At 71.2% G+C, this 24,207-nt stretch carries 22 protein-coding genes and 1 pseudogene; 13 read left to right on the forward strand and 10 right to left on the reverse strand.

The window, feature by feature from the left end:
- Window positions 1-267 precede the first annotated feature (267 nt).
- The gene (locus MQP27_RS37800; protein ID WP_242774218.1) at window positions 268-708 is read left to right on the forward strand and encodes a nitroreductase family deazaflavin-dependent oxidoreductase; all 441 of its coding nucleotides are present in this window, start codon (window positions 268-270) and stop codon (window positions 706-708) included.
- Between the two features lie 115 nt (window positions 709-823).
- Here the strand turns inward: MQP27_RS37800 and MQP27_RS37805 are convergent, their stop codons facing one another.
- Window positions 824-1,951, reverse strand: a complete 1,128-nt coding sequence (locus MQP27_RS37805; protein ID WP_242773830.1) for a hypothetical protein — start codon at window positions 1,949-1,951, stop codon at window positions 824-826.
- Between the two features lie 390 nt (window positions 1,952-2,341).
- On the opposite strand from MQP27_RS37805, the gene MQP27_RS37810 reads away from it, so the two are divergent.
- The gene (locus tag MQP27_RS37810) at window positions 2,342-3,133 is read left to right on the forward strand and encodes a COG4705 family protein (protein WP_242773831.1); all 792 of its coding nucleotides are present in this window, start codon (window positions 2,342-2,344) and stop codon (window positions 3,131-3,133) included.
- Between the two features lie 28 nt (window positions 3,134-3,161).
- Here MQP27_RS37810 and MQP27_RS37815 read toward each other — a convergent pair whose 3' ends face one another.
- The 4 genes from MQP27_RS37815 to MQP27_RS37830 all read right to left on the reverse strand — a co-directional run bounded on the left by MQP27_RS37815 (window position 3,162) and on the right by MQP27_RS37830 (window position 7,552).
- Window positions 3,162-4,544, reverse strand: a complete 1,383-nt coding sequence (locus MQP27_RS37815; RefSeq protein ID WP_242773833.1) for a sensor histidine kinase — start codon at window positions 4,542-4,544, stop codon at window positions 3,162-3,164.
- Window positions 4,541-5,203: a response regulator transcription factor gene (locus MQP27_RS37820; RefSeq protein ID WP_242773835.1), complete on the reverse strand. Its 663-nt coding sequence runs from the start codon at window positions 5,201-5,203 to the stop codon at window positions 4,541-4,543. Before MQP27_RS37820 ends, MQP27_RS37815 begins: the two co-directional genes overlap by 4 nt.
- A 226-nt stretch (window positions 5,204-5,429) precedes the next feature.
- Window positions 5,430-6,167, reverse strand: a complete 738-nt coding sequence (locus MQP27_RS37825; RefSeq protein WP_242773837.1) for a polysaccharide deacetylase family protein — start codon at window positions 6,165-6,167, stop codon at window positions 5,430-5,432.
- Window positions 6,164-7,552 (reverse strand): glycosyltransferase, encoded by a 1,389-nt coding sequence (locus MQP27_RS37830; protein ID WP_242773839.1) that lies wholly within the window; start codon window positions 7,550-7,552, stop codon window positions 6,164-6,166. The genes MQP27_RS37825 and MQP27_RS37830 overlap by 4 nt, the downstream gene beginning before the upstream one ends.
- 167 nt (window positions 7,553-7,719) lie before the next feature.
- Between MQP27_RS37830 and MQP27_RS37835 the strand changes: the two genes are divergently transcribed.
- From MQP27_RS37835 to MQP27_RS37865, 7 genes are all read left to right on the forward strand, one after another.
- Window positions 7,720-8,133, forward strand: a complete 414-nt coding sequence (locus MQP27_RS37835; protein ID WP_242773840.1) for a BlaI/MecI/CopY family transcriptional regulator — start codon at window positions 7,720-7,722, stop codon at window positions 8,131-8,133.
- 4 nt (window positions 8,134-8,137) lie between these two features.
- Window positions 8,138-9,181, forward strand: a complete 1,044-nt coding sequence (locus MQP27_RS37840) for a M56 family metallopeptidase (RefSeq protein ID WP_242773841.1) — start codon at window positions 8,138-8,140, stop codon at window positions 9,179-9,181.
- Between the two features lie 135 nt (window positions 9,182-9,316).
- Window positions 9,317-10,261 (forward strand): ABC transporter ATP-binding protein, encoded by a 945-nt coding sequence (locus MQP27_RS37845; RefSeq protein WP_242773842.1) that lies wholly within the window; start codon window positions 9,317-9,319, stop codon window positions 10,259-10,261.
- Entirely contained in the window at window positions 10,258-11,097 is an 840-nt protein-coding gene (locus MQP27_RS37850; RefSeq protein WP_242773843.1) for an ABC transporter permease, read from the forward strand. The genes MQP27_RS37845 and MQP27_RS37850 overlap by 4 nt, the downstream gene beginning before the upstream one ends.
- Window positions 11,098-11,125: 28 nt before the next feature.
- Window positions 11,126-12,427, forward strand: coding sequence for a sensor histidine kinase (locus MQP27_RS37855; RefSeq protein WP_242773844.1), 1,302 nt, complete (start codon window positions 11,126-11,128; stop codon window positions 12,425-12,427).
- Window positions 12,424-13,092 carry a response regulator gene (locus tag MQP27_RS37860; protein WP_242773845.1) on the forward strand — a complete coding sequence of 223 codons (669 nt, stop codon included), beginning with the start codon at window positions 12,424-12,426 and terminating at the stop codon, window positions 13,090-13,092. Before MQP27_RS37855 ends, MQP27_RS37860 begins: the two co-directional genes overlap by 4 nt.
- A gap of 323 nt (window positions 13,093-13,415) precedes the next feature.
- A complete protein-coding gene (locus MQP27_RS37865) occupies window positions 13,416-14,357 on the forward strand; it encodes a lysylphosphatidylglycerol synthase transmembrane domain-containing protein (RefSeq protein ID WP_242773846.1) in 942 nt (313 codons plus the stop codon).
- Window positions 14,358-14,579: 222 nt separating this feature from the next.
- Here MQP27_RS37865 and MQP27_RS37870 read toward each other — a convergent pair whose 3' ends face one another.
- Entirely contained in the window at window positions 14,580-14,924 is a 345-nt protein-coding gene (locus tag MQP27_RS37870) for a MerR family transcriptional regulator (protein WP_242773848.1), read from the reverse strand.
- 395 nt (window positions 14,925-15,319) lie between these two features.
- On the opposite strand from MQP27_RS37870, the gene MQP27_RS37875 reads away from it, so the two are divergent.
- From MQP27_RS37875 to MQP27_RS37885, 3 genes and pseudogenes are all read left to right on the forward strand, one after another.
- On the forward strand, window positions 15,320-15,658 hold the full coding sequence (locus MQP27_RS37875; protein WP_242773850.1) for a hypothetical protein: 339 nt from the start codon (window positions 15,320-15,322) through the stop codon (window positions 15,656-15,658).
- A 15-nt stretch (window positions 15,659-15,673) separates the two neighbouring features.
- A pseudogene (locus MQP27_RS51530) lies at window positions 15,674-15,826 on the forward strand (transposase); the annotation flags it as partial.
- Between the two features lie 235 nt (window positions 15,827-16,061).
- On the forward strand, window positions 16,062-16,688 hold the full coding sequence (locus MQP27_RS37885; protein WP_242773853.1) for a TetR/AcrR family transcriptional regulator C-terminal domain-containing protein: 627 nt from the start codon (window positions 16,062-16,064) through the stop codon (window positions 16,686-16,688).
- A 248-nt stretch (window positions 16,689-16,936) separates the two neighbouring features.
- Here the strand turns inward: MQP27_RS37885 and MQP27_RS37890 are convergent, their stop codons facing one another.
- The 4 genes from MQP27_RS37890 to MQP27_RS37905 are packed head-to-tail and all read right to left on the reverse strand — an operon-like array spanning window position 16,937 to window position 21,607.
- Window positions 16,937-18,262, reverse strand: coding sequence for an amidohydrolase family protein (locus tag MQP27_RS37890; RefSeq protein WP_242773854.1), 1,326 nt, complete (start codon window positions 18,260-18,262; stop codon window positions 16,937-16,939).
- A gap of 60 nt (window positions 18,263-18,322) precedes the next feature.
- The gene (locus MQP27_RS37895; RefSeq protein ID WP_242773855.1) at window positions 18,323-19,852 is read right to left on the reverse strand and encodes an FAD-dependent oxidoreductase; all 1,530 of its coding nucleotides are present in this window, start codon (window positions 19,850-19,852) and stop codon (window positions 18,323-18,325) included.
- Window positions 19,849-20,754 carry an alpha/beta fold hydrolase gene (locus MQP27_RS37900; RefSeq protein ID WP_242773856.1) on the reverse strand — a complete coding sequence of 302 codons (906 nt, stop codon included), beginning with the start codon at window positions 20,752-20,754 and terminating at the stop codon, window positions 19,849-19,851. The genes MQP27_RS37895 and MQP27_RS37900 overlap by 4 nt, the downstream gene beginning before the upstream one ends.
- Window positions 20,755-20,773: 19 nt before the next feature.
- A complete protein-coding gene (locus MQP27_RS37905; RefSeq protein ID WP_242773857.1) occupies window positions 20,774-21,607 on the reverse strand; it encodes an alpha/beta fold hydrolase in 834 nt (277 codons plus the stop codon).
- Between the two features lie 405 nt (window positions 21,608-22,012).
- On the opposite strand from MQP27_RS37905, the gene MQP27_RS37910 reads away from it, so the two are divergent.
- Entirely contained in the window at window positions 22,013-24,130 is a 2,118-nt protein-coding gene (locus tag MQP27_RS37910) for a pentapeptide repeat-containing protein (RefSeq protein ID WP_242773860.1), read from the forward strand.
- The last annotated feature ends 77 nt before the right edge of the window (window positions 24,131-24,207 follow it).

Consider the following 24,207-nt stretch of genomic DNA (forward strand, 5'->3'; position numbering starts at 1 on the left):
CGCGCAGGGGGCAGGGTTCACCCCCGGCAAGCAGGTGCACAGCAAGGACGGCACACAGTTCAACCGGTGACGAGCGGCAGTTACGGGACACCCCTCACCTTGTTCCTTATCGTCGGACCCGGCCATATGGTCACTCTTGGTGAGACAGGGAGACCGTGCCGTCTCACTTCGACCCCGTCGGCAGACTGGGAACGGCGGTCTCGCCCAAGCGCGAGGATTGTGGTGAACTGCGCCGCATACCCCGCATGCGACGATGGGATGAAGGCGATGCCTCTCGAGGGCGAATACGGGCCGAGTCCAGCGCAGTGGATTCGCGAACAGGTCGAGCTCTACGAGAGTTCGGGCGGTACGCAGGGTACGACCCTTTGGGACACGGGCCTGCCCGTTGTCATTGTCACGATGCGCGGCGCGAAGAGCGGCAAGATCCGTAAGATCCCGCTCATGCGTGTGGAGCACGAAGGCCGCTACGCCGCCGTGGCCTCGAAGGCCGGCTTCCCGCGTCATCCGGTCTGGTACTTCAATCTCAAGTCCGACCCGCGTGTGGAGCTCCAGGACGGCTCTCAACGCCAGGAGATGACGGCCCGTGAGCTCAGCGGGGAGGAGAAGGCCCAGTGGTGGCGGCGCGCGGTCGCCGCGTATCCGCCGTATGCCGAATACCAGGAGAAGACCGACCGCGTGATCCCGGTCTTCGTGCTGGAACCCGCGTAGAAGGCCCGCCCTCGGTCCTGGCCGTCTCGCCACACCTTGCAAGGGCGACGGACCTGCCTGCTGGAGGTGGGCCGAGAGAGCGCCGCCCGTAGGAGTCATGTGCCTCGGTGTCGATTCAGTCCGAGGGCTGGTCACCTTGGTCGCCTTGGAGGGCGTGGCGACGTTCCTGTTCGCGCTTGGAGTAGGCGGCTGCCCGGATGGCCTCGTCGCTCTCGAGGCCCGATCCCAGCGCGCCGCCCACGGTGGCGACCGAGGCAACGAACCAGGACAGCGTCCAGTATTCCGCGGCGTGCAGCGGGGCCTGGGTCGTGGAGGCGAATACTTGGTCGTTGAGGATGAACAGGGCCCAGACAAAGTTGATGACGATCAGTCCCGTGTAGCAGACGAGCACCCCGATACCCAGGGTCACGACCGTCGAGGTGTTGTAGAGCCTCGCCCTCTGCCTCGCCTCCGGTGAGACCTCAGCTGATCGATGCCACAGCCGCGCGTCCACGATCAGCCAGCCGATCATGAGCGCGACGGACCCGACCGTGGCGATCACGAGGCGTGGCAGGCTCAGGGACTCGGCCAGGTTCCAGATGGTGGAGTTCACGGTGGCGATCGCTCCCGTGGCGAGTGCGGCCGCCAGGGCTTTCGACAGGCCCGGCACCAAGCGCCACGGCCGGTTGGCGCGCACCATGCCGAGGAGCACCCTCAGATAATCGCGCGGCCCGCTGATGACGTACCGGAGATCGGCGGTCTCCTCCTCACCGACCGGGCCCGGGTGAATAGGCGCGAGACGGCTGACGAAGGGCGCCAGCAGCGGCTGACTCGGCGGGGGCCCCTCAGCCTCGGTGGCCCGCAGACCCGCGAGGCTGAGCACGGCTTCTTCCACGGCCCGCCGGGCCCTCGTCTGCAGACGCAAGCCCCCCAATGGAGGAAGGGACAGCAGCGCCAAGGCGTGTTCGTGACTCAGATCGACCACGAGCTTGCGCCCGTTCGAGTGCAGCGGAAGGTCGGTGAGGGCCACGACGATGTCCCAGTTCTCCGCACTTCCCCGGTCCATGATCCGGCGCATCAAGGTGGCCGGGTCCTCGGTCCCCGCAGTGAAGGGCTCGCTGACCACCTCGACGTCGAACCGTCGCCCTTGGCCCCACTTGTCGGCGAGCCGAGCAGGAAGTGTCCGGACCATGCGCTGCGCGATCTCCGTGGGCGCGTCCGGATCCGCCAGGAGAGCCACGACCGTAACGCCCTGAGACGACACCCGCGTGACTCCTTCTCGTTGGCTGCCCCGCGATCGCCCCGCTCCGACCCGACCTCAGCATGGGCCGCACTCGCACGCTGCGCCACCGCTCTCCGGCGCCGTCAGCGGCCTCGGACCGGGTTTGGCAACCCGAGTGGGTCTTGCACCAGTACCCGGCCATCGCCGCACGAGTCGTCGAGAACGGACGGGCTGTGGGCAGCCCCTGGTGACGGCATCGTGGTCCACCGGCCCCTCTTAGCGCCGACCGCACGCCGCTGACCAGCGCATACGCCGGCGCATTCAGGTTGTGTTCAGGTTCGGAGAGCCTTTGGACAACTCCACCACCAGAAGCCCCAAAAGTCCGGCAAAGGGGTCTGGGAGAACTGCCGGGTGCCTGTCATCGTCCGTGCCATGACGACTGATCACCTCATGCACAACCGGCCCGTGGGCCACATCCGTCACGTGGCGAGCAAGGTGCCGGAGGTGACCGTCTACTTCTGGATCATCAAGGTGCTGACGACCGGCATGGGAGAGACGGCCTCCGACTTCCTGGCCCATCTGCTCGGCCCTGTCCCTGCCGTCGGCCTCGGTGGCGTCGCCCTGGCGGCAGTCCTGGCGGTGCAGTTCACCGTCAGGCGGTACGTGGCCTGGATCTACTGGACGGCGATCGTCATGGTCAGCGTGTTCGGCACGATGGCCGCCGATGTCCTGCACGTCGGTCTCGGAGTGCCGTACGCGCTTTCGACGCCGTTCTTCATGGTCGTGCTGGCCGTCGTCTTCGTCCTCTGGTACCGCAGTGAGGGCACGCTGTCCATCCACAGCATCCGAACCCGGCGCCGGGAGACCTTCTACTGGGCGACCGTGCTCGCCACGTTCGCTCTGGGCACCGCCGCGGGGGATCTGACCGCCACGATCGGCCTCGGCTACCTCGGGTCCGCCGTGGTGTACGCCGTCGCGATCGCCGTTCCCGCGATCGCTCACCGTTGGGGCGGCCTGAACGCGGTGGCCGCCTTCTGGGCCGCCTACGTGATCACCCGTCCGCTCGGCGCGTCCGTCGCCGACTGGATGGCGGTCGGCCGGGGCCGGGGCGGGCTCGCTCTCGGCCTGGGGCCGGTCACGCTGGCCTGGACGGTGGCCATCCTCGGCTTCGTGGGCTATTTGGCTGTCTCGCACAAGGACGTGCAGCACGACAACGTGCCGTGACACGGCAGAGCGCTGAGCAGGCCTGTCGTCACCCGGCAGGAAGGCTGACCACGAAGCGTGCCCCGGGCGCGTGCCCGGGGGCGTGCGCCACCGAGCCGCCGACGGAGCGGGCCAGACGCCGCGCAAGCGGGAGACCGAGGCCCGCTCCGGCGTGCCCGTCGCCGGGATCCGCACGTCGGCCGGGCTCGAAGAGCTGTCCCGCGAACGACGGCGGTACGCCGGGCCCGTCGTCGGTGATGTCGACCCGTACCCCGTCGGGCGCGGAGTAGGAGCGGACGGCGACGCTGGTGCGCGCGTAGCGGCAGGCGTTGGCGAGAAGTGGGCTGACGATGCGTTCGAGGAGTTTCGGTGGGACACCGGCTACCAGGGGAGGAGCGCCGTCGGTGGTGAGTGTCAGGTGGCCGGGCACGTCCAGGGCTTCCGTGAGGCGGCGCAGCGTGGGCAGGACCTCCGCGGTGCCGGGCGCCGTGAGCGTGCCGTTGCGGGCGTCCTCCAGGAGCGTGTCGCAGATCGTGCGCATGGACTCGGCGGCATCCGCGATGACCTGGTGGGTGGCGTGGGTCTGGTCGGCTGTGCGGGGGCGGGTCCGCCACCAGTCGAGTTCGGCGATGATCCGGCTCAGGGGTGTGCGCAGTTCGTGGGAGAGTTCCCCGGTGAGCTGACGCTCGTGGCGCAGCAGGGTGCGGATACGGTCCAGGATGGCGTCCAGCGACGCACCGAGGCGGGCGAGTTCGTCGGGGTGACGCATGCTCCCGAAGCGCTCCTCGGAGGTCACGGCGCTCCACTGCGCGGCCTGGTCCGTCATCGTGCGGACGGGGCGCAGCGCGCGGCCTACCGCCAGCCGGGTCAGGGCGTAGGTGCAGGCGAGCATGACGGCGTCCAGGACGAGCGATCCCAGGAGCAGGGTGTCGGCCGAGTTCCGGGAGGGGGAGAGGTCCAGCGCCGTGACCACTGTGGCCTCGCTCTTGGCTCCCGGGACCGGCTGGGAACACAACCGGAGGGGGCCGCGCACGTCGATGGTGGCGCACCGTCGGCCGCCGTGCCCGGCGAGTGTGTCGGCGACGCGGGTCAGGAATCCGGCGCCCGTCGGGGCTTCGAGCAGGCGTCGGCCGGAGTAGATGCACACGTTGGCGTCGAGGAGGTCGTCGTGCGAGGTCTCCAGGACGCGTACCTTCGTGCCGCTGGTGTCGACGGTCGTCGCTACGGCGGCGGCGCGGGTACGGAGTTCGTCGTCCGCCTGATGCCGGAGACGGTGCTGGGCCACGGCGTTGAAGGCGACAGTGAGGACCAGCATCAGCAGTGTGGCCGTGACGAGCGCCACGAGTGAGAGTCGGCCGCGCAGCGTGCTGGGCGCCAGACGGCGTGGGAATGCGGTCGTGGCGGGGCGCAGTCGGCGGAGGACCTCGCTCATGACAGCCGGTGGCCGATGCCGCGCGTCGTGCCGATCGTACGTTCGCTGCCCGCCTCGCGGAGCTTGCGGCGCAGCCTGGTCAGGTACTGGTCCAGGGTGTTGTCGCTGACCTGGGCACCTTCGGGCCAGGCCGCCCGGACCAGCTCGCGGCGGCGTACGACGGCGCCCGGCGTGGCCATGAGCGCGGCCAGCAGACGGAACTCGGTCGGCGTCAGGTCGACGCGGGTGCCCCGGACGGCGACCGTGTGCCGGACGGCGTCCAGGACCAGGTCTCCCGCCGTGGCGGCCGGCTGCGGCGCGGCCCGTTTCAGAGCCGCCCGGAGGCGGGCCGCGAGTTCGGCCAGGTGGAACGGCTTGGGCAGGTAATCGTCGCCGCCGGCCGAGAACCCGGACAGCCGGTCGGTGAGGCGGTGATGGGCGGTCAGGAAGATGACGGGGGAGAGGAATCCATTGGCGCGCATCGCCTGGCACACGTCCCGTCCATCCGCGTCGGGCAGCCCGATGTCGAGCACGGCGGCGGAGATGCCGTCGGTGGCCAGCCGCAGGGCGGTGGCGCCGTCCGGCGCGGGGACGGTGTCGAAGTCCTTGTCGCGCAGCCCGCGCACCAGTACGTCACGCAGGGCGTGATCGTCCTCGACGACCAGGATCGTCTGCTGCATGCTTCTCCCTCGGTTCGCGTGTTGTGTCCGTGCGGCCGGCTGCCGTATCCGTCGGCTTGTTCCCCGTGCGCGCTGTATCGGTCCGCGCGCCGTCACAGGTCCTGCGCCCGGGTGGCCAGTGCAGTGGGTCACGGCGGTCACGGCGGTCAGGCACACCCCGGGCCGGCCGCCGCCCACGTCCGTGTACCACTGCGGATTTCCGCCGGGGCTCTCCGCCCCAGACACGTCAGCCCGGCTGGGGTCGGCCGTGGTCGCGCAACGGGCCGACCTCGTAGCCCCGTTGCCCGCAGGTGTCGAGGATGCGGGGCAAGGCGCCCAGCGCTGAGCGCCAGGCGCCCGGGGCGGAGGTGCAGTCGGAGTCGTGGAGCAGGATGGTGCCGCCGCCGTCCAGGTCGGACGTGACGGTGCGGTGGACGGACTCCGGTGTGGCGCGGGCGGTCCAGTCCTCGCCCCAGCAGGTCCACAGCACCGGCGTGAGACCGACGCGGCGGGCGGCGACATGGGCGGCGGTGGACATCACCCCGTACGGGGGCCGGAAGAGCGTGGGCCGGTGGCCGGTGATGTCGGCGACGGTGTCGCGGGCGCGGGCGAAGTCGTCGTAGGTGGCGCGCGGGCCGCGCAGCAGCAGGGGGCGGTGCCGCCAGCCGTGGATGCCGATCTCGTGCCCCGCCGCGGCGATCTCGCGGACCAGGCCGGGCGAGCGGTGTGCTTCGCTGCCCAGCAGGAAGAACGTCGCCCGGACCTGTCGCCCGGCCAGGAGGCGCAGGAAGTGCGGGGTGGACAGCGGGTCGGGTCCGTCGTCGAAGGTGAGGGCGATGTGGTCCGGGCGGCCCCGGCCCGAGAGGCGGGGCATGGCGCGATTGCGCAACGGGCCGAAGGTGGAGACGACGGGCGCGGCGTGAGCGGCCACGAGGGCGGGCACGGCGGCGAGGGCGGCGGTGCGCAGCAGGCGGGAGGCGGTCACGAGTGGTGGCCTTCCGGGACGTGCGCGTGGTCAGGGGTGCCGTCCAGGTCGAGGCTGTGCCCGATGGCGTGGAGCACGTCCGGACCGTCGTAGGCCGTGGCGATCCCCGTGCCGACGGCGCAGGCCCACAGCCCGCAGGCCACGACCGCGGTGGCGACGAGCCGACGGGCGGCCGACCTGCGTCGTCGCGCCACGGGCCGCGGAGGCGGCGGCCCCGCACGGTGGACGCGCGCTATCTCCGCGGCGGGGCCGTCGTCGGACCCGGCGGCGAAGAGTGCGAGACCGGCCGTGCGCCGGCGCAGGCCCAGCGGTCCGTCGATCAGATCGCACAGCACGTCCTTGAGGCGGTCCGGATCGCGGATCCACACCGCCGCTCCGGCCTCCTCCAGAGCGGCGGCGTTCGTCAGTCCGTGGCCCGGTATGCACCGGTAGCTGGCGACGGGCAGGCCGACGGCGAACGCCTCCAGAGAACTCAGCCCGCCCGCGTTCTGGACCAGGACGTCGGCGGCGTGCATCAGCGCGGGCATGTCGTCGACCCAGCCGTAGGCGTGCTCGATGCCGTCCGCGCGCAGCTGTGCGGCCAGCGCCTCGTTGCGGCCGCAGACGACGACCGGGACGGCGGCACCGCACTCGCGCAGCTCCAGGGCGACCTGGCGGACCGGTCCCACGCCCCAGGAGCCGGCGACCAGCAGTGCCAGCGGGGCGTCGGCCGGCAGCCCGAAGCGGGCCCGGGCCGCCTCGCGCTCCCGCGCATCGCCGGGACGGAACCGCGGGTCCACCACCGGCCCGCACACCCGGACGTCCCGTGCCCCGGCGGCCCGGGCCTGGGCGGCGGGCACGGCGTGCGCGGCGAGGTGCACGTCGACGCCGTCCGCCACCCACAGCGGGTGCACGGAGAAGTCGGTGAGATACGTGAGGACGGGTGCGTCCAGCCGTCCCCGCAGCCGCAGGCTGCCCAGGACCCGGCTGGCTCCCGGGTAGGTGGAGACGACCGCGCCGGTGTCGGGATGCAGTGCCCGCAGCATGCGCTGCTCGGCGGTGCGCAGCAGTGCCCTCGCCAACGGCCCGCCGCCTCCCGCGCGTTCGGTGCTGCGGTAGACCCGCTGGTAGGCCCACGGCGCCCGGACGAGCATGCGGTGGTACCCGTCCCGCACCAGGCGTCCCAGCCGGGCGGGCAGCAGGTCGAGCAGGTCGAACCGGTCGACGACGAGGCCGTGGGCCGTGAGCCGGCGGGCCAGTTCGGCGGCGGCGCCGTCGTGGCCGGCGCCGATGCTCGCCGAGACGATCGCGACGCGCTCGGACCGGGCCGTTCGGGGCTCCGGTTCGGGGCGCAGGGCGCAGGCCGCCAGGGCGCGCAGATGCACCGTACTTCCGAGGTAGGGCATGGGGTGGTTCCTCCGAGTGTGGAGCGGGCAGCCGGACTCTACAACATGTAGTAGGTAACCTCGTACGAGATGTAGTAGTTCCGTGGCCGGTGGCTCGGCGCAGCGTTCTACGAGCTGTAGTAGCCCCCCGGGTAAGCTGGTCCGCCGAGCAGGGAGGTCGGTGGAGGATGCGCGACGGCAGGAGCGGCGAAAGCGGCTCGGCGGGCGGCAGGAGGGCACGCGGCGAACTGGAGAGCGGCGTTCTCGCGGTGCTGTGGTCCGCCGAGGAGCCGCTGACCGCGCGGCAGGTCCTGGAGCGGCTTCCCGGGGACCTCGCCTACACGACCGTGCTGACGATCCTGTCCCGGCTGTACGACAAGGCCATGCTCGTACGGCACCCCGTGGGCCGGGGCTACGCCTACGCGCCCGTCCGGGACGAGGCGTCCCAGACCGCCGTACAGATGCACAGCCTGCTGGAGCGCGGCTCGGACCGGGAGGCGGTGCTGTCCCGCTTCGTGTCCGAACTCTCCCAGGAGGACGAGCAGTTGCTGCACCGCCTGCTGGGCGGGCAGGACGCCGGACCCGGCGACGACGGGCCGTGAGCCGATGACGATCAGCGTCTACATCCCGCTCCTGGTCACCATCGTGCTCGCGGTGCTCGCCCCCCGGGCGGCGCGGCGTCCGGCGCCGCGGGCCGCCGCCTGGGCCCTGGCCTGTACGGCGCTGGTGACCGCGGTCGGCTGGCTCGGCTCGCTGGCCCTGCTCGCCTTCACGGGGTTCGCCCAGATCCCCCAGGTCGCCGAGGAGGGCCACTGGTCGGCGGCCGCGCTGCGAACCGAGGACCCGGTCTCCCTGTCGGTCGCGGCCGTCAGCGCCCTGGCCCTGGCGGCGGGCCTGGCGTCGCTGGGCGTGGCCGCCGCACGGCAGGTCCGCCACGTCGTGTGGGCACGGCGGGAGTGCGGCCGGATGCCCGGAGACATGGAACTGGCGGTGATCGACGACGAGGTCCCGCAGGCGTTCGCGCTGCCCGGCGCCCCAGGACGGATCGTGGTGTCCCGGGGGATGCTGCGCTGCCTCGGCGACCTCGAACGGGAGGCCCTGCTGGCGCACGAACGGGCCCATCTCCGGTCCCGCCACCACGTGTTCCAGGCCGTGTGGCGCCTCACGGCCGCCGCCAATCCCCTGCTGCGGCCACTCGCCGGGGCGGGCGCCTTCGTCCTGGAGCGCTGGGCCGACGAGGAGGCCGCCGCCCGCGTCGGCAGCCGTACGGTCGTCGCCCGCGCCGTCGGACGGGCGGCACTCGCCGCCGCCGGTGCGGCCCGGCCCGCCGCCCTCGCCGCGACCGGCGGGGCCGTGCCCCAGCGGGTGCGGGCCCTGCTGGCCCCGCCGCCCGCGCCCCGCACCCTGCCCTTCGTGGCGGGTGCCCTGCTGCTGACCCTGTGCTGCGGTGGCCTCGCCAGCGCCGCGTCCGACAGCGAAAACCTGGTCGACAGCGCGGAGCGGGCCCAGTGCGCGGCCGACGCCGGGGCGCAGGGCGCGGCGGACGTCGGAGTGCGGGGCGTGGCGTGGACAGGGCACCGTCCGCAGCGGCCCCACGACGCCTGCTGCGGCCACCACGGACCCGGCGACCAGGAAGGGCATCGCAGGTAGCCGCGTCGTACCTCGGTACTACGTGGCCGGTGGGGTTGGGGCTCCTGGTACCACGGAATCGGCCGAAACGGCTCCTAGCGTGGCAGGCGAGGCGTCGGAAGCGACGGACGCCCGAGCCCCACAGGGAGAACGCGGATGATCGAGGCGCAGCAGCTGACCAAGAGGTACGGCGAGAAGACGGCCGTCGACGGTCTGGACTTCGACGTGAAGCCGGGAACGGTGACCGGCTTCCTGGGCCCCAACGGGGCGGGGAAGTCCACGACCATGCGGATGATCGTCGGGCTCGACGCCCCGACCAGCGGCTCCGTCATCGTGAACGGACGCCACTACGCCCGCCACCAGGCGCCGCTGCAGGAGGTGGGAGCGCTCCTGGAGGCGAAGTCGATCCACCCGGGCCGCTCCGCCTACAACCACCTGCTGGCACTCGCGCTGACCCACGGCATTCCGCGCCGCCGGGTCGACGAGGTCATCGAGCTGGCGGGCCTTGGCACTGTGGCCAGGAAGCGGGCCGGCGCCTTCTCCCTCGGGATGGGCCAGCGGCTGGGGATCGCGGCGGCGCTGCTGGGCGATCCGCAGACGGTCATGCTGGACGAGCCGGTCAACGGGCTCGACCCGGAGGGCGTGCTCTGGATCCGTAACCTGCTGAAGGCCCTCGCCGACGAGGGCCGGACCGTGTTCGTGTCGTCCCACCTGATGAGCGAGATGGCGCTGGTCGCGGACCACCTGATCATCGTGGGGCGCGGGCGGCTGCTGGCCGACACCACGGTGGCGGACCTCGTCCGGGAGGCGGGCGGCGACACCGTGCAGGTGGCCGCCCAGGACCCGGCGCGGCTGCGGGAGGTGCTGGCGGGTCCCGGCGTCGCCATCACCGGCCGCTCCGGCTCCGAGGAACTCCAGGTGACCGGGCTGAGCGCCCGGGAGATCGGCCTCAAGGCCGCCGAGCACGGCATCGCGCTGTTCGAACTGACGGCGCGGACCGTGTCGTTGGAGGAGGCGTTCATGAACCTGACCAGGGACGCCGTGGAGTACCACGGTTCCACGACCGTCGAGACCCTTGAGACCGTCGGGAGCAACGCATGAGCACCCTCACCACGACTGTCGAGACGCCCCCGGCGGCTCCCGCCCGTCCCGCCTACCGGGTGACCGGACGACGTGTGCTGGCCTCGGAGTGGGCCAAGCTGTGGTCGCTGCGCTCGACCTGGATCACCCTCGGCCTCGGCCTGCTCTTCCTCGTCGCCTTCGGCCTGATCGCCGCGAACCACTACAAGTCCGGCATCGGCTCTGGACACCAGGACCGTGACTTCGCCACCGCGACGGCCGTGAGCCTGTCCCTCTTCGGCACCAATTTCGCCCAGCTCGCGCTCGGCGTGCTCGGTGTGCTGGTCACGGCCGGGGAGTACTCCACCGGCATGATCCGCTCCACCGTCGCGGCCGTACCGCGCCGCCTGCCCGTGCTCTGGTCCAAGGCGACGGTCTACGGGCTGGTCGCGCTGCTGGTGGCGACCCTGGGGGTGTTCGTCGCCTTCCTCTTCGGCAGCCAGATCGTGTCGGGCACGCCCGCGGCCATGGGCCTCTCGCACGCGGGTGTCGTACGCAGCCTGCTGGGCGCCGGACTCTACCTCGGCCTGGTCGGCGTCATCGGCACCGCCCTCGGCGCCCTGCTGCGGTCCGTGGCCGGCGGCATCTCGGTACTGGTCGCCTCCCTGATGCTGATCCCCGGCCTGATCTCCCTGCTGCCCAGCTCCTGGCAGGACAACATCAGCCCCTACCTGCCGTCCAACGCGGGCGAGTCGATGTTCGCCCTCACGCACGACTCCACGACCCTGTCGCCGGGCGCCGGACTGCTGGTCTTCCTCGGCTGGACGGCGCTCGCGCTGGCGGGAGCGGCGTACCGACTCGTGCGTAGCGACGTCTGACCGCCTGCACCATGGGCAGGTGACCACCTTGACGACGACCACTTCCGACGGGGACATCGGCGGAACCGGTCCGCTGGCCGCCCGGCTCGTCCGGGCCGGCCAGCGGCTGCGGCAGGCGGACCGCGCCCATCCGTGGGTGCTGGACACCGCGGTGGCCGCGCTGGTCTTCCTCATGTTCTGCCTGCCGGACCTGCTGCACCACGGCGGCTCGGGGGACCGGGACGGCGACGGCCCGGACAAGTTCCGATTCGCCTTCACCCAGCTCCCGCCGGCGGCGGTGCTGGCCCTCCAGGCCGGTCTCGTGCTGCCGCTGCTGTGGCGGCGGCGCCGGCCGATGGCGGCCTTCGTCGCCGTCGCCGTCGTCTTCGTCCTGCAGTGGTCGCTGGGTGCCGCGCTGCGCGCGGACGTCGCCCTGTTCATCGCCCTGTACAGCCTGGCCCTGCACGGGCAGCTGCGCCGGCTGCCGTGGGCCTGCGCGGTCATGGCGGCGGGAATGGTGCTGGTCGCGGTGCGGGTCTCGGGCGTGGTGTCCGTCTGGGACGCTCTGTTCTTCCTGCTGAGCACGGCGATCGCGGCCCTGGCCGTCGGCCTGATGGTGCGGACCCGGCGGGCGCAGCTCGCGGGCCTGCGGGAGCGGGCGGCGCGGCTGGAGACGGAACGCGACCAGCGCATCAGACTCGCGACCGCCACGGAACGCGCCCGGGTGGCCCGCGAGATGCACGACATCGTCGGCCACAACCTGTCCGTCATCATCACCCTCGCCGACGCCGGCGCGTACGCCACCGACGCCGCTCCCGAGCGCGGCAAGGAGGCGCTCCAGCTCATCGGCGACACCGGCCGCACGGCCCTCGGCGAACTGCGCCGCGTACTCGGCGTCCTGCGCGTGGCCTCGGACGGCACGCGCCAGGCACCCGAACTCAGTCCCCAGCCCGGCCTCGCGGACATCGAGACCTTGTGCGACGGCGTACGCACCGCAGGGCTGGACATCGTCTACCGGACCGTCGGCGAGGTGGACGCCCTGGACCGGGGGATGCAGCTGACGGTCTACCGCATCGTCCAGGAAGCCCTGACGAACACCCTGAAGCATGCCGGTGCCGGAACCTCGGTGAACCTGTCGGTCCTCGTCGAGGACGAACGGCTCGTCGTCCGGATCCGGGACAACGGGACGGCCGGACACCCCGGACCATGGAACGAGGAAGGACACGGGCTCGTGGGCATGCGCGAACGAGCGGCACTGTACGGAGGGACCGTGAGCGCCGGACCCGCGGCCGACGGCGGATGGGCCGTGGAGGCCGCCCTCGACCTGACACCCGAGGGAGGCACCCGGTGACCACGGTCCTCATCGTCGACGACCAGCAGCTGCAGCGCTACGGCTTCCGGGTGCTGCTCGACTCCATCCCCGAGACGGAGGTCGTCGGCGAGGCCGGGACCGGCGCCGAGGCCGTCCGCAAGACCGCCGAACTGCGCCCCGACGTCGTGCTGATGGACGTACGGATGCCCGGGATGGACGGCATCGAGGCGACCCGCAGGATCGCCGAGGCCGGAGGGCGTTCCCGGGTCCTCGTGCTGACCACCTTCGACGTCGACGAGTACGTGCACGCCGCCCTGCGCGCGGGAGCCAGCGGCTTCCTGCTCAAGGACGCGCGCCCGGAGGAACTCCTCGCCGGGATCCGCGCGGTCGCCGGGGGAGACGCGGTGATCGCGCCGGCCCTCACCCGCCGCATCCTGGACGAGTACGCCCGGCACGTGCCCGCCAGAAGGGGCAGCTCGTGCGAGGACCCGCGCGTGGCCTCGCTCACCGAACGCGAGCGCGAGATCCTCGTCGCCATCGGCAAGGGCTGGACCAACGGCGAGATCGCCGCCCGCTTCGTCGTGACCGAGTCCACCGTGAAGACGCACGTCGGCCGCGTCCTCGCCAAGATCGGCGCCCGCGACCGCGTCCAGGCGGTCATCTTCGCCTACGACCAGGGCCTCGCCCGCCCCGGGGCCAGCTGAGCGGAAGGCAGCACCGACTGGTCGTCTTCTCACCCGGCTCTCACCCTACAAGCCGTAGGGTGGAATGTCGTCCTGCTACCTGTAGGAGGAGCCGCTTCCGCGGTGTGCGACGACGGGAGGTGCGAGATGAACGGCGGCTCGAACGCCACGACGACCGGAGTCCTTCGCCCCGTCCTTCCGACGCGGGCCGCCGGGCCTCGGCGCCCTCGGGGCGAGCCCCGGCTCGGAAAGGTCGCGGCAGCCTTCACGCTCGCCCAGCTCGAGCGGACCGGCGGTCTTCGGGCGTACGTGGCGCCCGATGCACGGCAGGGCAGGTGACCGTCGTGACCGTGGCCGAGAGCCTGCCGATCACCATGGGCCGGCGCTTCTACACCCAGCTGGCAATCACCCTGGTGGTGCTCGCCGTCGCCGGAGGGGTGGCCGCCGCGCACCGGGCCACGCTGGACAGCGGCACCGACCGGCTGGCCGCCGGGGACGGGGAGTGGCTGGTGCTCGCCTGCCTCGCCGCGGTGGGCACTTGGGTGTGTGCGGCCGTCGCACAGCAGGGCGCGGTGGTCGAACCGCTGCCCAAGGGGCGGCTGGTGGCCGCACAGTTCGCGGCCGGCGCGGCCAACCACCTGCTTCCGGCAGGGGCCGGAGCGGCAGTGGTCAACCTGCGGTTCCTGACCCGGTGCGGACTGTCGGCCCGGCGCTCGGCGACCGCGCTGGCGGTGAAGGCGGCCGTCGGCGGGATCGTCCGGTGCGTGCTGGGCGTGGTCCTGCTGACCGCCTCGCCCGGTACGGTCCATCTGTCCGCGCGAGTCCCCCATGGGCTGGTCCTGCTGGTGCCGGTGGCGGCCGGAGTCGTCGGCCTGGCGGTCGCTGTCAGTGGCCGCCTCCGACGAACGCTGGGCCGGGCCTTCGCCGATGTGCGGGACGTGCACCGGTGCCGGGCGCGGGCCTGTGCACTGTGGGGCGGGTCGGTCGCGTTCGCTCTGCTGCATGCCGGGGTGGTTCTCGCCGTGGTTCACGCGATCGGCCTCGGCCTGCCCGCGAGCCGTGTGCTCGTGGCCTACCTCGTCGCCAGCGGCGCGGCGGCGCTGCTGCCCACGCCGGGCGGACTGGGCTCGCTGGACGCCGCGCTCGCCCTGGCGCTCACGGCGGCCGGTGCGCCGGGACCGGCGGCGGTATCGGCGGTCCTCGGCTACCGCCTGCTGACCGGGTGGCTGCCGATGGTCCCCGGGTTGCTGGTCCTGGCGCTGCTGGCCCGCCGCTCGGCCGTGTGAACCGCGCGGCCGCCTCGCCTTCCTCAGCACCGCCGGGCCCGCAGCCCCGGTGTGCGTCAGTCCGGCGGATCCGGTTTCCGTTCCAGCCGGTACCCGTGCCCCCGCGACGTGGTGATCCGGGGTGTAGTGCTGTGGGCGTACTGGTTATGCCCCGGCGCGGAGCTGGTGCGGGGCGTCTGGTCCGCTGATCGGTCGACGTGGGAGACGCACCCGGCGTTCTTGTCAGGCTGGGGGCTTCGACTGCGGCTGGCCGCCTTGGGCGCGCAGTTGTTCGTTGATGCGCTGCGCCTCTTCGAGCTGGTCTTCGAGGATGACGATGCGGCAGGCGGCCTCGATGGGGGTGCCTTGGTCGACGAGTTCGCGGGCGCGGGCGGCGATGCGCAGCTGGTAGCGGGAGTAGCGACGGTGGCCGCCGTCGGAGCGCAAGGGGGTGATCAGGCGGTGTTCGCCCAGAGCGCGTAGGAAGGCAGGGGTGGTGTTGAGCATCTCGGCGGCCCGGCCCATGGTGTAGGCGGGGTAATCGTCGTCGTCGAGGATGTCGCTGGGCCGGGTACTGCTAGGGGGCATAGACCTCTTCTTTCGGGGATACGTCGGGGGGCCCGGGTGCCGTACTGGCAAACCCGGGCCCCGAGCTTTCAACACCATCTACCGGCCGACTGTGCCGGCTTTCTTTGTCCGCAGGTTCCGCCTGGGAGGGCGGGGCTGCGGGGATCGCGGATGCGTGACCGGGGACCACCTTCCAATCCGGGGCCTTGCGGTACCCGGGCGGACTGCTTCCTCGCCCGGGCGATCCTGATGGCGTCTCGCTCCTTACCTTCGGTTACTCGGTTGCACTGCTGGATAACGCGGGTACTGCTCGCGACCCCTTCGGATCACGTCCTACTTGACCTGCATGCACGGCAGTTCATGTCTGCCGTGCCCACTTCGACTTCCTGGGTACAGGAGAAACAATAGCTCTGCGGATGGCCAATGTCTACCTCGGCCATGACAGATTTTCTCCGTCGCGTCTGGAAGAGTGCTGCATGGCAGGTTGGGGCATCAGCTGGGGTGGCCGAGCTCTCGGCGGCGGCCTGAGCCGGCTGGGAGGTGAGCCACCGAGATCGTTTGGCAGCGTTCGCTCCATACACCTGATGGCCACGGCGTGTGGGCCGTGGCCATCAGCGGTGCTGTCTCTTTTGCGCAACCTGGCCGCTGCGGGCCTCGGCGAGATCGCCGGAGCCGCGCAACGTCGGCTCAAGAAGACCCAGTACTGCTTCGCCTCGTCGACGGCCGGCCGCACGTCCCGCTTCGGCGGCACCTGACGTGTATCCGAGTGACTGTCCGATGTCTGCTGGGAGTTGATCGAGCCGGCGCTGGCCGCCTGGCACTCCAAGCGCCGTGGCCGGGCGCTCGATTGGGGCAGCCCCCGCCGCGACCTGCGCGAGATCACGAACGCGATTCTCCACGTGGACCGCACCGGCGACCAGTGGGCGTCTTTCACCCGCCTGGAGCAGGCGGCCACCGACCACCCCATCCTCGATGTCGTCCAACGCCCGCCCGGAACTGGGGGCTTCAGCCTCCGCTCCCCGTCCGGCCAGTAGCTTTCATATCGGATACGGTGTTGCTGTTTTGGTGCCGGCTGAGGGGATGGGACGTTCCATGGCAGCAACTGATCCAGGGCGAGCGGGCACCGCACCGGCGCGGCGTTCCCCCGGACGCCCGCCCATGCCGTTGGAGCGCATTGTTTCCACGGCCCTGCAGATCGTGGACGAGGAGGGCGCCGACGCTCTGTCGATGCGGACGCTGGCCCAGCGACTTGGCTCGGGCACGGCGACGCTGTACCGGCACTTCGACAACCGGGCAGCGCTGATCGCGCACGTCGTGGACCGCATGTTCGGTGCCGTGGAGCTGAACGGCGACGAACTGCACGCGATGGCCTGGCAGGAGGCACTGCGAACGGCCGCGCACACCATGTTCGACGCCTTGTCCCGGCACCAGAATGCGGCACGCCTGATGGTCGAGCGGGTTCCCCTGGGGCCGAAGGCGATGGCAGTGCGGGAGCGCTGTGTCGCGGTGTTGCTCGACAGCGGCTTCCCACCGCGGCTGGCCGCGCATGCGTATGCGACCCTGGCCCGCTATGTCCTCGGATTCGCCGTGCAGGTCAACCGCCACGAGGGAGCGGGCCAGTCTGAGGACGCGCAGGCGGCGGCCGTCTTCGAGAGTGTGGATCCGGATATGTTCCCGGCCACCCTCACCGTTGCCTCCGAGATGCCCGTTCCGATCGAGGAGGAGTTCTCCTTCGGCCTCGACCTTCTTCTCACCGGCCTTGAGCGCCTACGCGGCGAGGGCTGACCGAACAAGCGATGTGCGCCTGCGGCCGTCAGTCCGGACGTCTCACAGACCGCGACCACATGTTCGTCGTGGCGATCCCTGCACGGGCCGCCGAGCGATTCGAGCTTCATGGCGGTCAGAAGTAAGGGGTGACGTCGAAGCGAGGCGGCCGCGGTGCGCGGCTCTGGGCCGAGTGGCCCCGCGGCCGATGAGGAACGGACCATCACGTACGTCGGCGCGCGGTTCGTGCTGCGGGGCCGTTGTGTGTGTCAGGCGTGGCTGTGCGCAGGGCTGATGCTGCGCAACAGCCGTTGCCCGGAGTCGCGGAGCTGGTCCTTGAGGTCATCGATGCCGGGTGCGAGCAGGGCGTGATCGCGTTTGCGCCAGTTGCCGGCGATCATCACTGCTTCGATGTTGGCGATGTCGGCGTGCAGGGCAGTGGCGACGGGGTCGTGCGCGGGCCACAGGTTGAGCGCTCGGGCGTCGACGGCGACGAGGTCGGCCTGCATGCCGACCTGGATCTGGCCCACCTGGTCGGCCAGGCCCAGTGCCCTTGCCCCTTCGACCGTGGCCCAGGCCAGTGCCTGTTTGGCGGTGACGGAGGCCGAGTTGGCGTGCATGCCGGTCGTCTCTCGGTACTGGGCGTGGTCCAGGCTGCGCTGATGGGCCAGGGCGATCCGGGCCGCGGTGAGGAGGTTGCCCGGTACGGCGGTGTCGATGTCCGTGCCCAGGGAGGGCGCCGAGCCCAGGCGCAACAGGGCCCCGGTGACGGGGGTGCCGTGACCCTGGCCCAGTTCGTTCTCCGGGGTGGCGGTGAAGGTGACGCCCTCCTCGACGAGCATCTTGGTCCAGGCGTTGGGCAGATCGGTTCCGTGGACGACGTTGGTCAGGGGGCCGAACAGCCCGGAGGCCCGCACGGCCTCCCAGCCGGGGGAGAGTTCGCCGCCGCTCTGGTGCATCGAGACGACGAGACCGCGGTCCGCGCCGGCTCGGAAATCGGCGACCGCCGTCTCCGGCGAGGAATACTGCGGTCCCTGCAGGGCCATGCCCAGGGTCAGGAGGGCATGGTCGCGGACGGGGCCGTCGAGCAGCCGGTCGATCTCGGCGAGCGGGTGAGGGATCTCCGGCGACCGGTAGGGCGTGCCGTGCAGGAAGACGGCACGGATCCCCGCCTGGGCCAGTCCCTCCACGGCCGCGTCGGCGTGCTCGGGCGAGAGGGCGTTGTGGCACCAGTCGCCGAGGGTGGTCGTACCGCAGTTGATCTGGTTCAGCGCGCCGACCAGGTTGCTGATGTGCATGTCGGCCGGGGTGTAGCGGTCGACGCATTCGCCGTGGAGGTGGGTGAGGTACTCCATCAGCGTCCAGTCGGCGCCTGCGGAGCGCAGCGCGTTCTGCCAGGTGTGCAGGTGGGCGTTGACCAGGCCGGGGATGAGAATGCGGCCGCCGAAGTCGACGACTTCGGCGTCGGACGTCTTGATGTTCTCGCCGATGGCGGCGATGCGGTCGCCGTCGATGAGGATGTCGAGGTGTTCGGCGTCGGGCCGGTCCGGCGCCATGGTGACGACCTGCGCTCCGCGCAGCAGCGTGCGGCTCACGCTGCGTCTCCCGAGCCCGGGCTGATGTGGCGTTGCTGGAACATGGTTGCGGCTCCTTGCCTACGGCGTCATGGCGCGTGCGGCGGTCTGTGTGGTGGTGAGGAAGTCCGACGTGGCGATGTGCCCGATGTAGCCGTCGGGACGGATCAGCAGCAGCGTGTCGCCGGTCAGGCCGTAGGCACGCCGCAGCGTGTTCTTGAAGTCGGAGAAGGCGAAGCTGTCCGTGGCCGTCGGGCCGACGACGAGCCGCTTCAGTTGGGCGCCTTTCGTGGGCCAGGCGAGTTGTTCGAGGTCGCGGGCGGCGCCGGGGCCGTAGGCGAGGGCGGCGAAGTCGGGTCCGCGGATGACGTCGAACAGGCGGGTCCCGGTCCCGTCGGCGCGGAGGAGTTCGGCGTCCGGGGCGCGGTCGCCCACGCGCAGCGTGGCGGTGCGCATGCCGTCGGCCGGGGCGAGCGGGCCGCCGTAGTAGGTCAGGGCGAGTTGCTGCTCGTCCTTGCCCCGCTTCATGCTCGACGGGTCGAGCTTGGCGATGCCGCCCCACTTCGCCGTGGACAGGCCCAGGACCCCGGCGGCGATCGGCTGCCGCTCCGCCTCGTAGGTGTCCAGCAGTGTCGCGTCCGCCCCGGCGAGGACCTGGCCGAGCTTCCAGCCGAGGTTGTAACCGTCCTGCATGCCAGTGTTGAGGCCCTGGGCGCCGGCCGGGGTGTGAACGTGCGCGGCGTCCCCGGCGAGGAAGACATGTCCTCGGCCGTAGCTCTCCGCAAGACGGATGTTGGGTCGGAACACCGACGTCCAGTGGACGTCGTGCAGTTGAATGCGCCGGTCGCGGGTGTGGTCGTGGATCCGCCGAAGGAGGTCTTCCTTCTTTGAGGGCGGTTCCTCGTCCGGTGCGAGACGGATCATCCACTGGAACATGTCGCTGTGGGGGAGCGGGCAGGCACCGATGAGTTTGCCGCCCGGCCCGGGCCACATGTGCCAACGGTCACGGGCCAGACCGGTCACCGAGGCATCGACGATGAGCACCCGGTCGCTCTCGTGCGTCGTTCCGACGAAACCGACGCCGAGCTGCTTGCGCACCGCACTGGAACCGCCATCCGCGCCCACGACGTACCGGGCGACGATCTCCTCCGTACCGTCCGCGCCCGCCACCCTGGCGACCACTGCGCCCTCGCCCTGCGTCAGCTCGGTCAGTTCACAGCCGAACTCGACCTTGAGGCCGAGCTCACCGAGCCGGGAGTGCAGCGCCCGGTCCGTGCGGAACTGAGGGATCAGCCAGGTGTTGGGGTACGGGACGTCAGCGGTCGCCTTCTTGTGGGGGAACATCCTCCACGGCACGGCGAGCGGTCCCGCGTGCAGCCCGAGCTTGGGGTAGACGCTGCCGCCGGCCAGCACGTCGTCCAGGGCGCCGAGGTCTTCGAGGATCTCGAGGCTGCGGGGCTGGATGCCCTTGGCGCGGGAACCGTCGAAGGCGCGGGCAGACCTGTCGACGATCCGTACGTCGAGGCCCCGGCGTACGAGGTCGATGGCCAGGGCGGAACCTGAGGGGCCGGCGCCGATGACCAGTACGTCGATGACATGCGGGCGGTTCATGAGTCGAGCCTCTCGGTGCGCGCGGCCACGAACGGAGCGATCTGGTCGGCGACGTCGCGGGGCCGCTCGAACGGAGCCATGTGGCCGCATTCGGCGATGACCTGGTGGTGCTGGGGCTTCAGCAGCGTGCGCGCCGTGTCGAGGTGAGCCAACGGCGTGACTTGGTCCTCGGCGCCCCACAGCAGGAGCGTCGGAATGCCCAAGGCTCCCGTCTGCCGGAAGAGGTCGCCGCGGCCGGCTACCGGCAGATGCTGCAGTGTGTCGAAAACCGCGTACAGCGAGCCCTCGTAGCGGAACGCGTCGAGGACCATCTCGGTCAGTTCCGCGCCCAGGTCGGGGTCGCGGACGTTGTGTCCGAGGTGTCCTTTGAGTATCTGCAGGCCTCGCCGCCGGGCGACGAGACCGGCGAGCCGGTCGTTGCGCAGCAGCCGGTGGGGGGAGGTCGGCCGCGGTTTCGTGAGTCCGGCGGGGCCGACGAGGGTGAGGGTGGAGACGGAGGCCGGGCGCTGGGCGGCGTAGGTCATGGCGACCAGGGCGCCCATGGAGGTGCCGACGAGATGCAGGGGCCGTGCCGTCAGACCCAGCCGATCCGTCAGTTCGGCGAGCTGTCGCGCGAACAGGCTCTCGTCGTATCGCGCCCGCACTCGGTCCGAGAAGCCGCGGCCGTACGCGCTGCAGGTCAGGGTCCGCAGTCCGCGGGCGTTCAGTTCGGTGACGAGGCTGTCCCAGTAGAACAAGGGGATGGTCAGCCCGCCCGCCATCACGACGACGTCCCCGTCCTCAGGGCCTGTCAGTTCGTAGTGTGTGACGCCGTCGGACAGCTCGATGAAACTGCCGGGCATGGCTTGCCGTGTTTCGGCGGTGAGCCGGCGGTCCTCGCCCGATGCGACGAAGTACTTCATGGAACGAAACTCCTTGGCGTCAGTACGTGGGGGTGCCGGCGGAAGATCCGAGAAACGTGGCGATCGCGTCCGCGACCCATCGGGGTTCCTCTTCCGGCAGCAGGTGACCGCCGTGGGGATGCACAAGCTCCTTGGCGCCACGGATGTCGCGGGTGAAGTGCTGGCCGTCGATGCTCGCGCTGCGCAGCACGAGCGTGGGCACCGCGATCCGTGAAATCTGTGCGGAGCGGTCGGGCTGGTCGGTGTTGCAGAAGTCGACGAAGGCCGAACGATTCCCAGGGCGGCTCATGAGCTCGTAGGCCCGGTCGACCATGGCCTCGTCCACGACGGCCGACCCTGGACCGACGGCTGAGCGCAGATTGCGCTCGATGGCGCCGCGCGGCATCACCCGCCGCAATACGGGGCGCAGCAACGGATTGCGCGTCAGGCGCATGCCCGCCGGTGTCGCCTTCTCCGGATACCCGGTGGCATTGACCAGCACCAGGCCGGTCAGCCGCTCCGGGTGGTCCAGCGCGAGGTTCCAGGCGATGTTGCCCCCAAGGGAATTGCCGGCCAGCGCGTAACGCGGCACCCCCAGCGCCTCCAGCAGACCCGCCACCGTCGCCGTATAGGTCGGGATGCGGTAGTCGCGGTCCTGGCGAGGGCCGGTCAGGCCGAACCCCGGCAGGTCGGGACGGATGACGTCGAACGACTCCGACAACAGTCCCGCCGCACGGTCGAAGTGCTGCAGCGAGGAAGCGCTGCCGTGCAGCAGGACCAGTGCAGGGCCCTGTCCGTCGCGTTTGTAGTGAATCCGCAGACCGTCCACCACGACGAACCGGGAATCGGGCTGTGGCTCGGACCAGATACTCATAATGGCTACAGTGTTGCCGATATGCGATTCTGTCAAGCGGAAGCCGGTGCGCGGTGCTGCCGAGGGGCAGCATCACTGCTCGCCGGAGTGAACTGGACACGCTCGCTGCGGAGTTGGCCAAGCATCCGCAGGGGGTCCGGGCCGAGAGGGTGGAGCTCGTGATCGCCAAACGGGTCCTGAACCGGCTGGCCGAGCGGGACCGGGCCACCTGGGAGCCGTCCCCGCCGTCACCTCGACGCCCGCCCGGGTGGCAGGGCGGGCGGTTGTGCCGATCCCGCACCACGGCGAGACTCTGTGACCGGTGCGCCGCCGGTTGCCCGCGACGGTGATCGCCGGCGGCTCCGGTGCCGCCGGCCATTGCCTGAGATCAGCGTCAACCAGCTTGTGGAATCACCCTGTTGGCGAGTGGCGATCAGCGCATATCGTCATCGCATGTGGCAATACGCGGTATGGGGATTGATCGGTGCCGGCCTGTACAGGTCGCTCATCATCCGGGCCGCCGTTCTACGCGATCGTGACCCGTTCTTGGTCCGGGACCGGCGGTGGAGCTACCCGGAGGGCCCCGGTGCCGACGCCCTCCGCGTATCCCTGTGCGTACACGGGGCCCTGGGTGCGGCGGTCGGCTTCGGTGCGGCCTTGGCGGGTGCGGCCAACCCCTTGGTGGCGCTGCTCCTGGGGGCCGTCACCTCGATCATGCTCAAGCAGGTCGCCCGGCTCGCCCTCCGGCTACTGATTCCCGATGCCCTGGACGGGGGAACCGAGATTCGGGTGACCGACCGCCGGTACCGCACCCCGCCGCCCGGTCACCCTCCCGGGGCCACGGACGGCCTTTACCCCTGGGCCACCGAACTGGCCCGGCGCATACGCGCGCAGGAGGTGGCCCGGCCGGTCAATCTGAAAGACGCCCACCTCAATGGGGTGGACCTGACCGGCGTGGATCTTCCCAGGGTCTACGCGGTGCTGGGCACCCTGCCGGGGGTGTGCTTCAGGGAGGCGAACCTGTCCCAGGGGATCTTCTACGTGGCGAATCTGATCGGCGCCGACCTGACCCGGGCTCGCCTGGACGGCGCCGACCTGGGCTCGGCGAGTCTGGTCGCGGCACTGCTGACGGGCGCCGACCTGACCGGGGCCCGCCTGACAGGTGCGAAGCTGCACGAAGCAGACCTGGCCGGAGCGCAGCTTTCCGGAGCCGCCCTGGACGAAGCGAAACTCGTCCGTGCCAACCTGACCGGCGCCGACCTGACCGGCGCCGACCTCCAGCGCGCCGACCTGACGGGCGCGGACCTCAGCGGTGCGGACCTGACGGACGCGAACCTGGCCGGGGCACGATGGACGTCGGAGACCGTCTGGCCCGCCGGGCAGGCCGACCGGATGCGGGACCGGTCGGAGCGGCTCTTCGACGAGGTGTACCGCCTGCACGGCGGGGCGCCCGGGCCCTTCAAGCCCGGCCGGGCGAAGCAACTACCCTTTGTCCAGCGGCTGTTGATCGCCGTCAGTGATGCCGCCCCGGCGTTCCGGCCGCTGCGGGCCGGTGTCGTCGGCAACGGAAGGGGTCCGGAAAACGTCGGGCGCCCCAGACTCGTCGGAAGCACCGCCGTCCGGCGCGCGCTGGCGTCGTCCGAGGCGGCCCTGTCGGGGGTCGACCTGTCCGGCACGATTCTGGGCAGCATCGACCTCACCGGCGTGAACCTCTCCGGATCGGACCTCAGCCGGGTCGACTTCAAGAAGGCGACCTTGAAGGGTGCCAACCTGGCCCGGACCGACCTGACCCGGACACGTCTGATGGATGCGGATCTGTCGGGGGCCAACCTGAAGGGCGCGAACCTGGCCGGATCGAGCACGGTCGGCACCGTGGTGACCGGGGCGAAGCTGACCGGCGCGAACCTGCACCACGCCTACCTGCCGCGCCAGAACCTGTCCGGGGCCCGCCTGACCCGTACGAACCTGACTCGCGCTTTCCTCTCGTCCGCAAAGCTCGTCCGGGCCGACCTGACGGACGCGGACCTCACCCATGTCGCACTGAGCAAGGCCGACCTCCGAGGCGCGAAGCTCCTTCGGGCCCAGATGACCGACGCCGACCTGAGCGAGGCCGGTCTGGCCCAGGCCGACCTGACGGAGGCCACCCTGACCTGCGCCTCGCTCTTCGGCGCGGACCTTTCCCAGGCCCACCTGACAGGGGCCAGGCTCACCCTGGCGTACCTGGACGACGCCAACCTCAGGAGAGCCGACCTCTCCCACGCGGACCTCGCCGGAGCCCGGATGATCGGCGCGTGCCTCAAAGATGCCAAGCTGACCGGAGCCCGCTTCCGCGGCGCGGACCTGACAGGGGCCGACCTGACCGGGGCCCACATGTACGGCGCCGACTTCGCGGAGGTTGTCTGGTCCAGCACCACCAAGTGGCCCGGTCCGATTGCCAACCGCATCCGGGCGCAATCCGAAACCGCCTCCGACGGCACCTTCCGCGTACGCGTCACCAAACCCGCTCAGCGCCTCCCACGCCGCACGGGAACCTCACAAGGGTGACCGGACGCGTTCTCTGCTGATCGTTTCGAAACAACGTTGTAGAGGAAGACGGTGGGAGAACTGAAGCCGTCGGAATC

The organism is Streptomyces cylindrosporus, assembly GCF_022698165.1.
Classification (GTDB): domain Bacteria; phylum Actinomycetota; class Actinomycetes; order Streptomycetales; family Streptomycetaceae; genus Streptomyces; species Streptomyces cylindrosporus.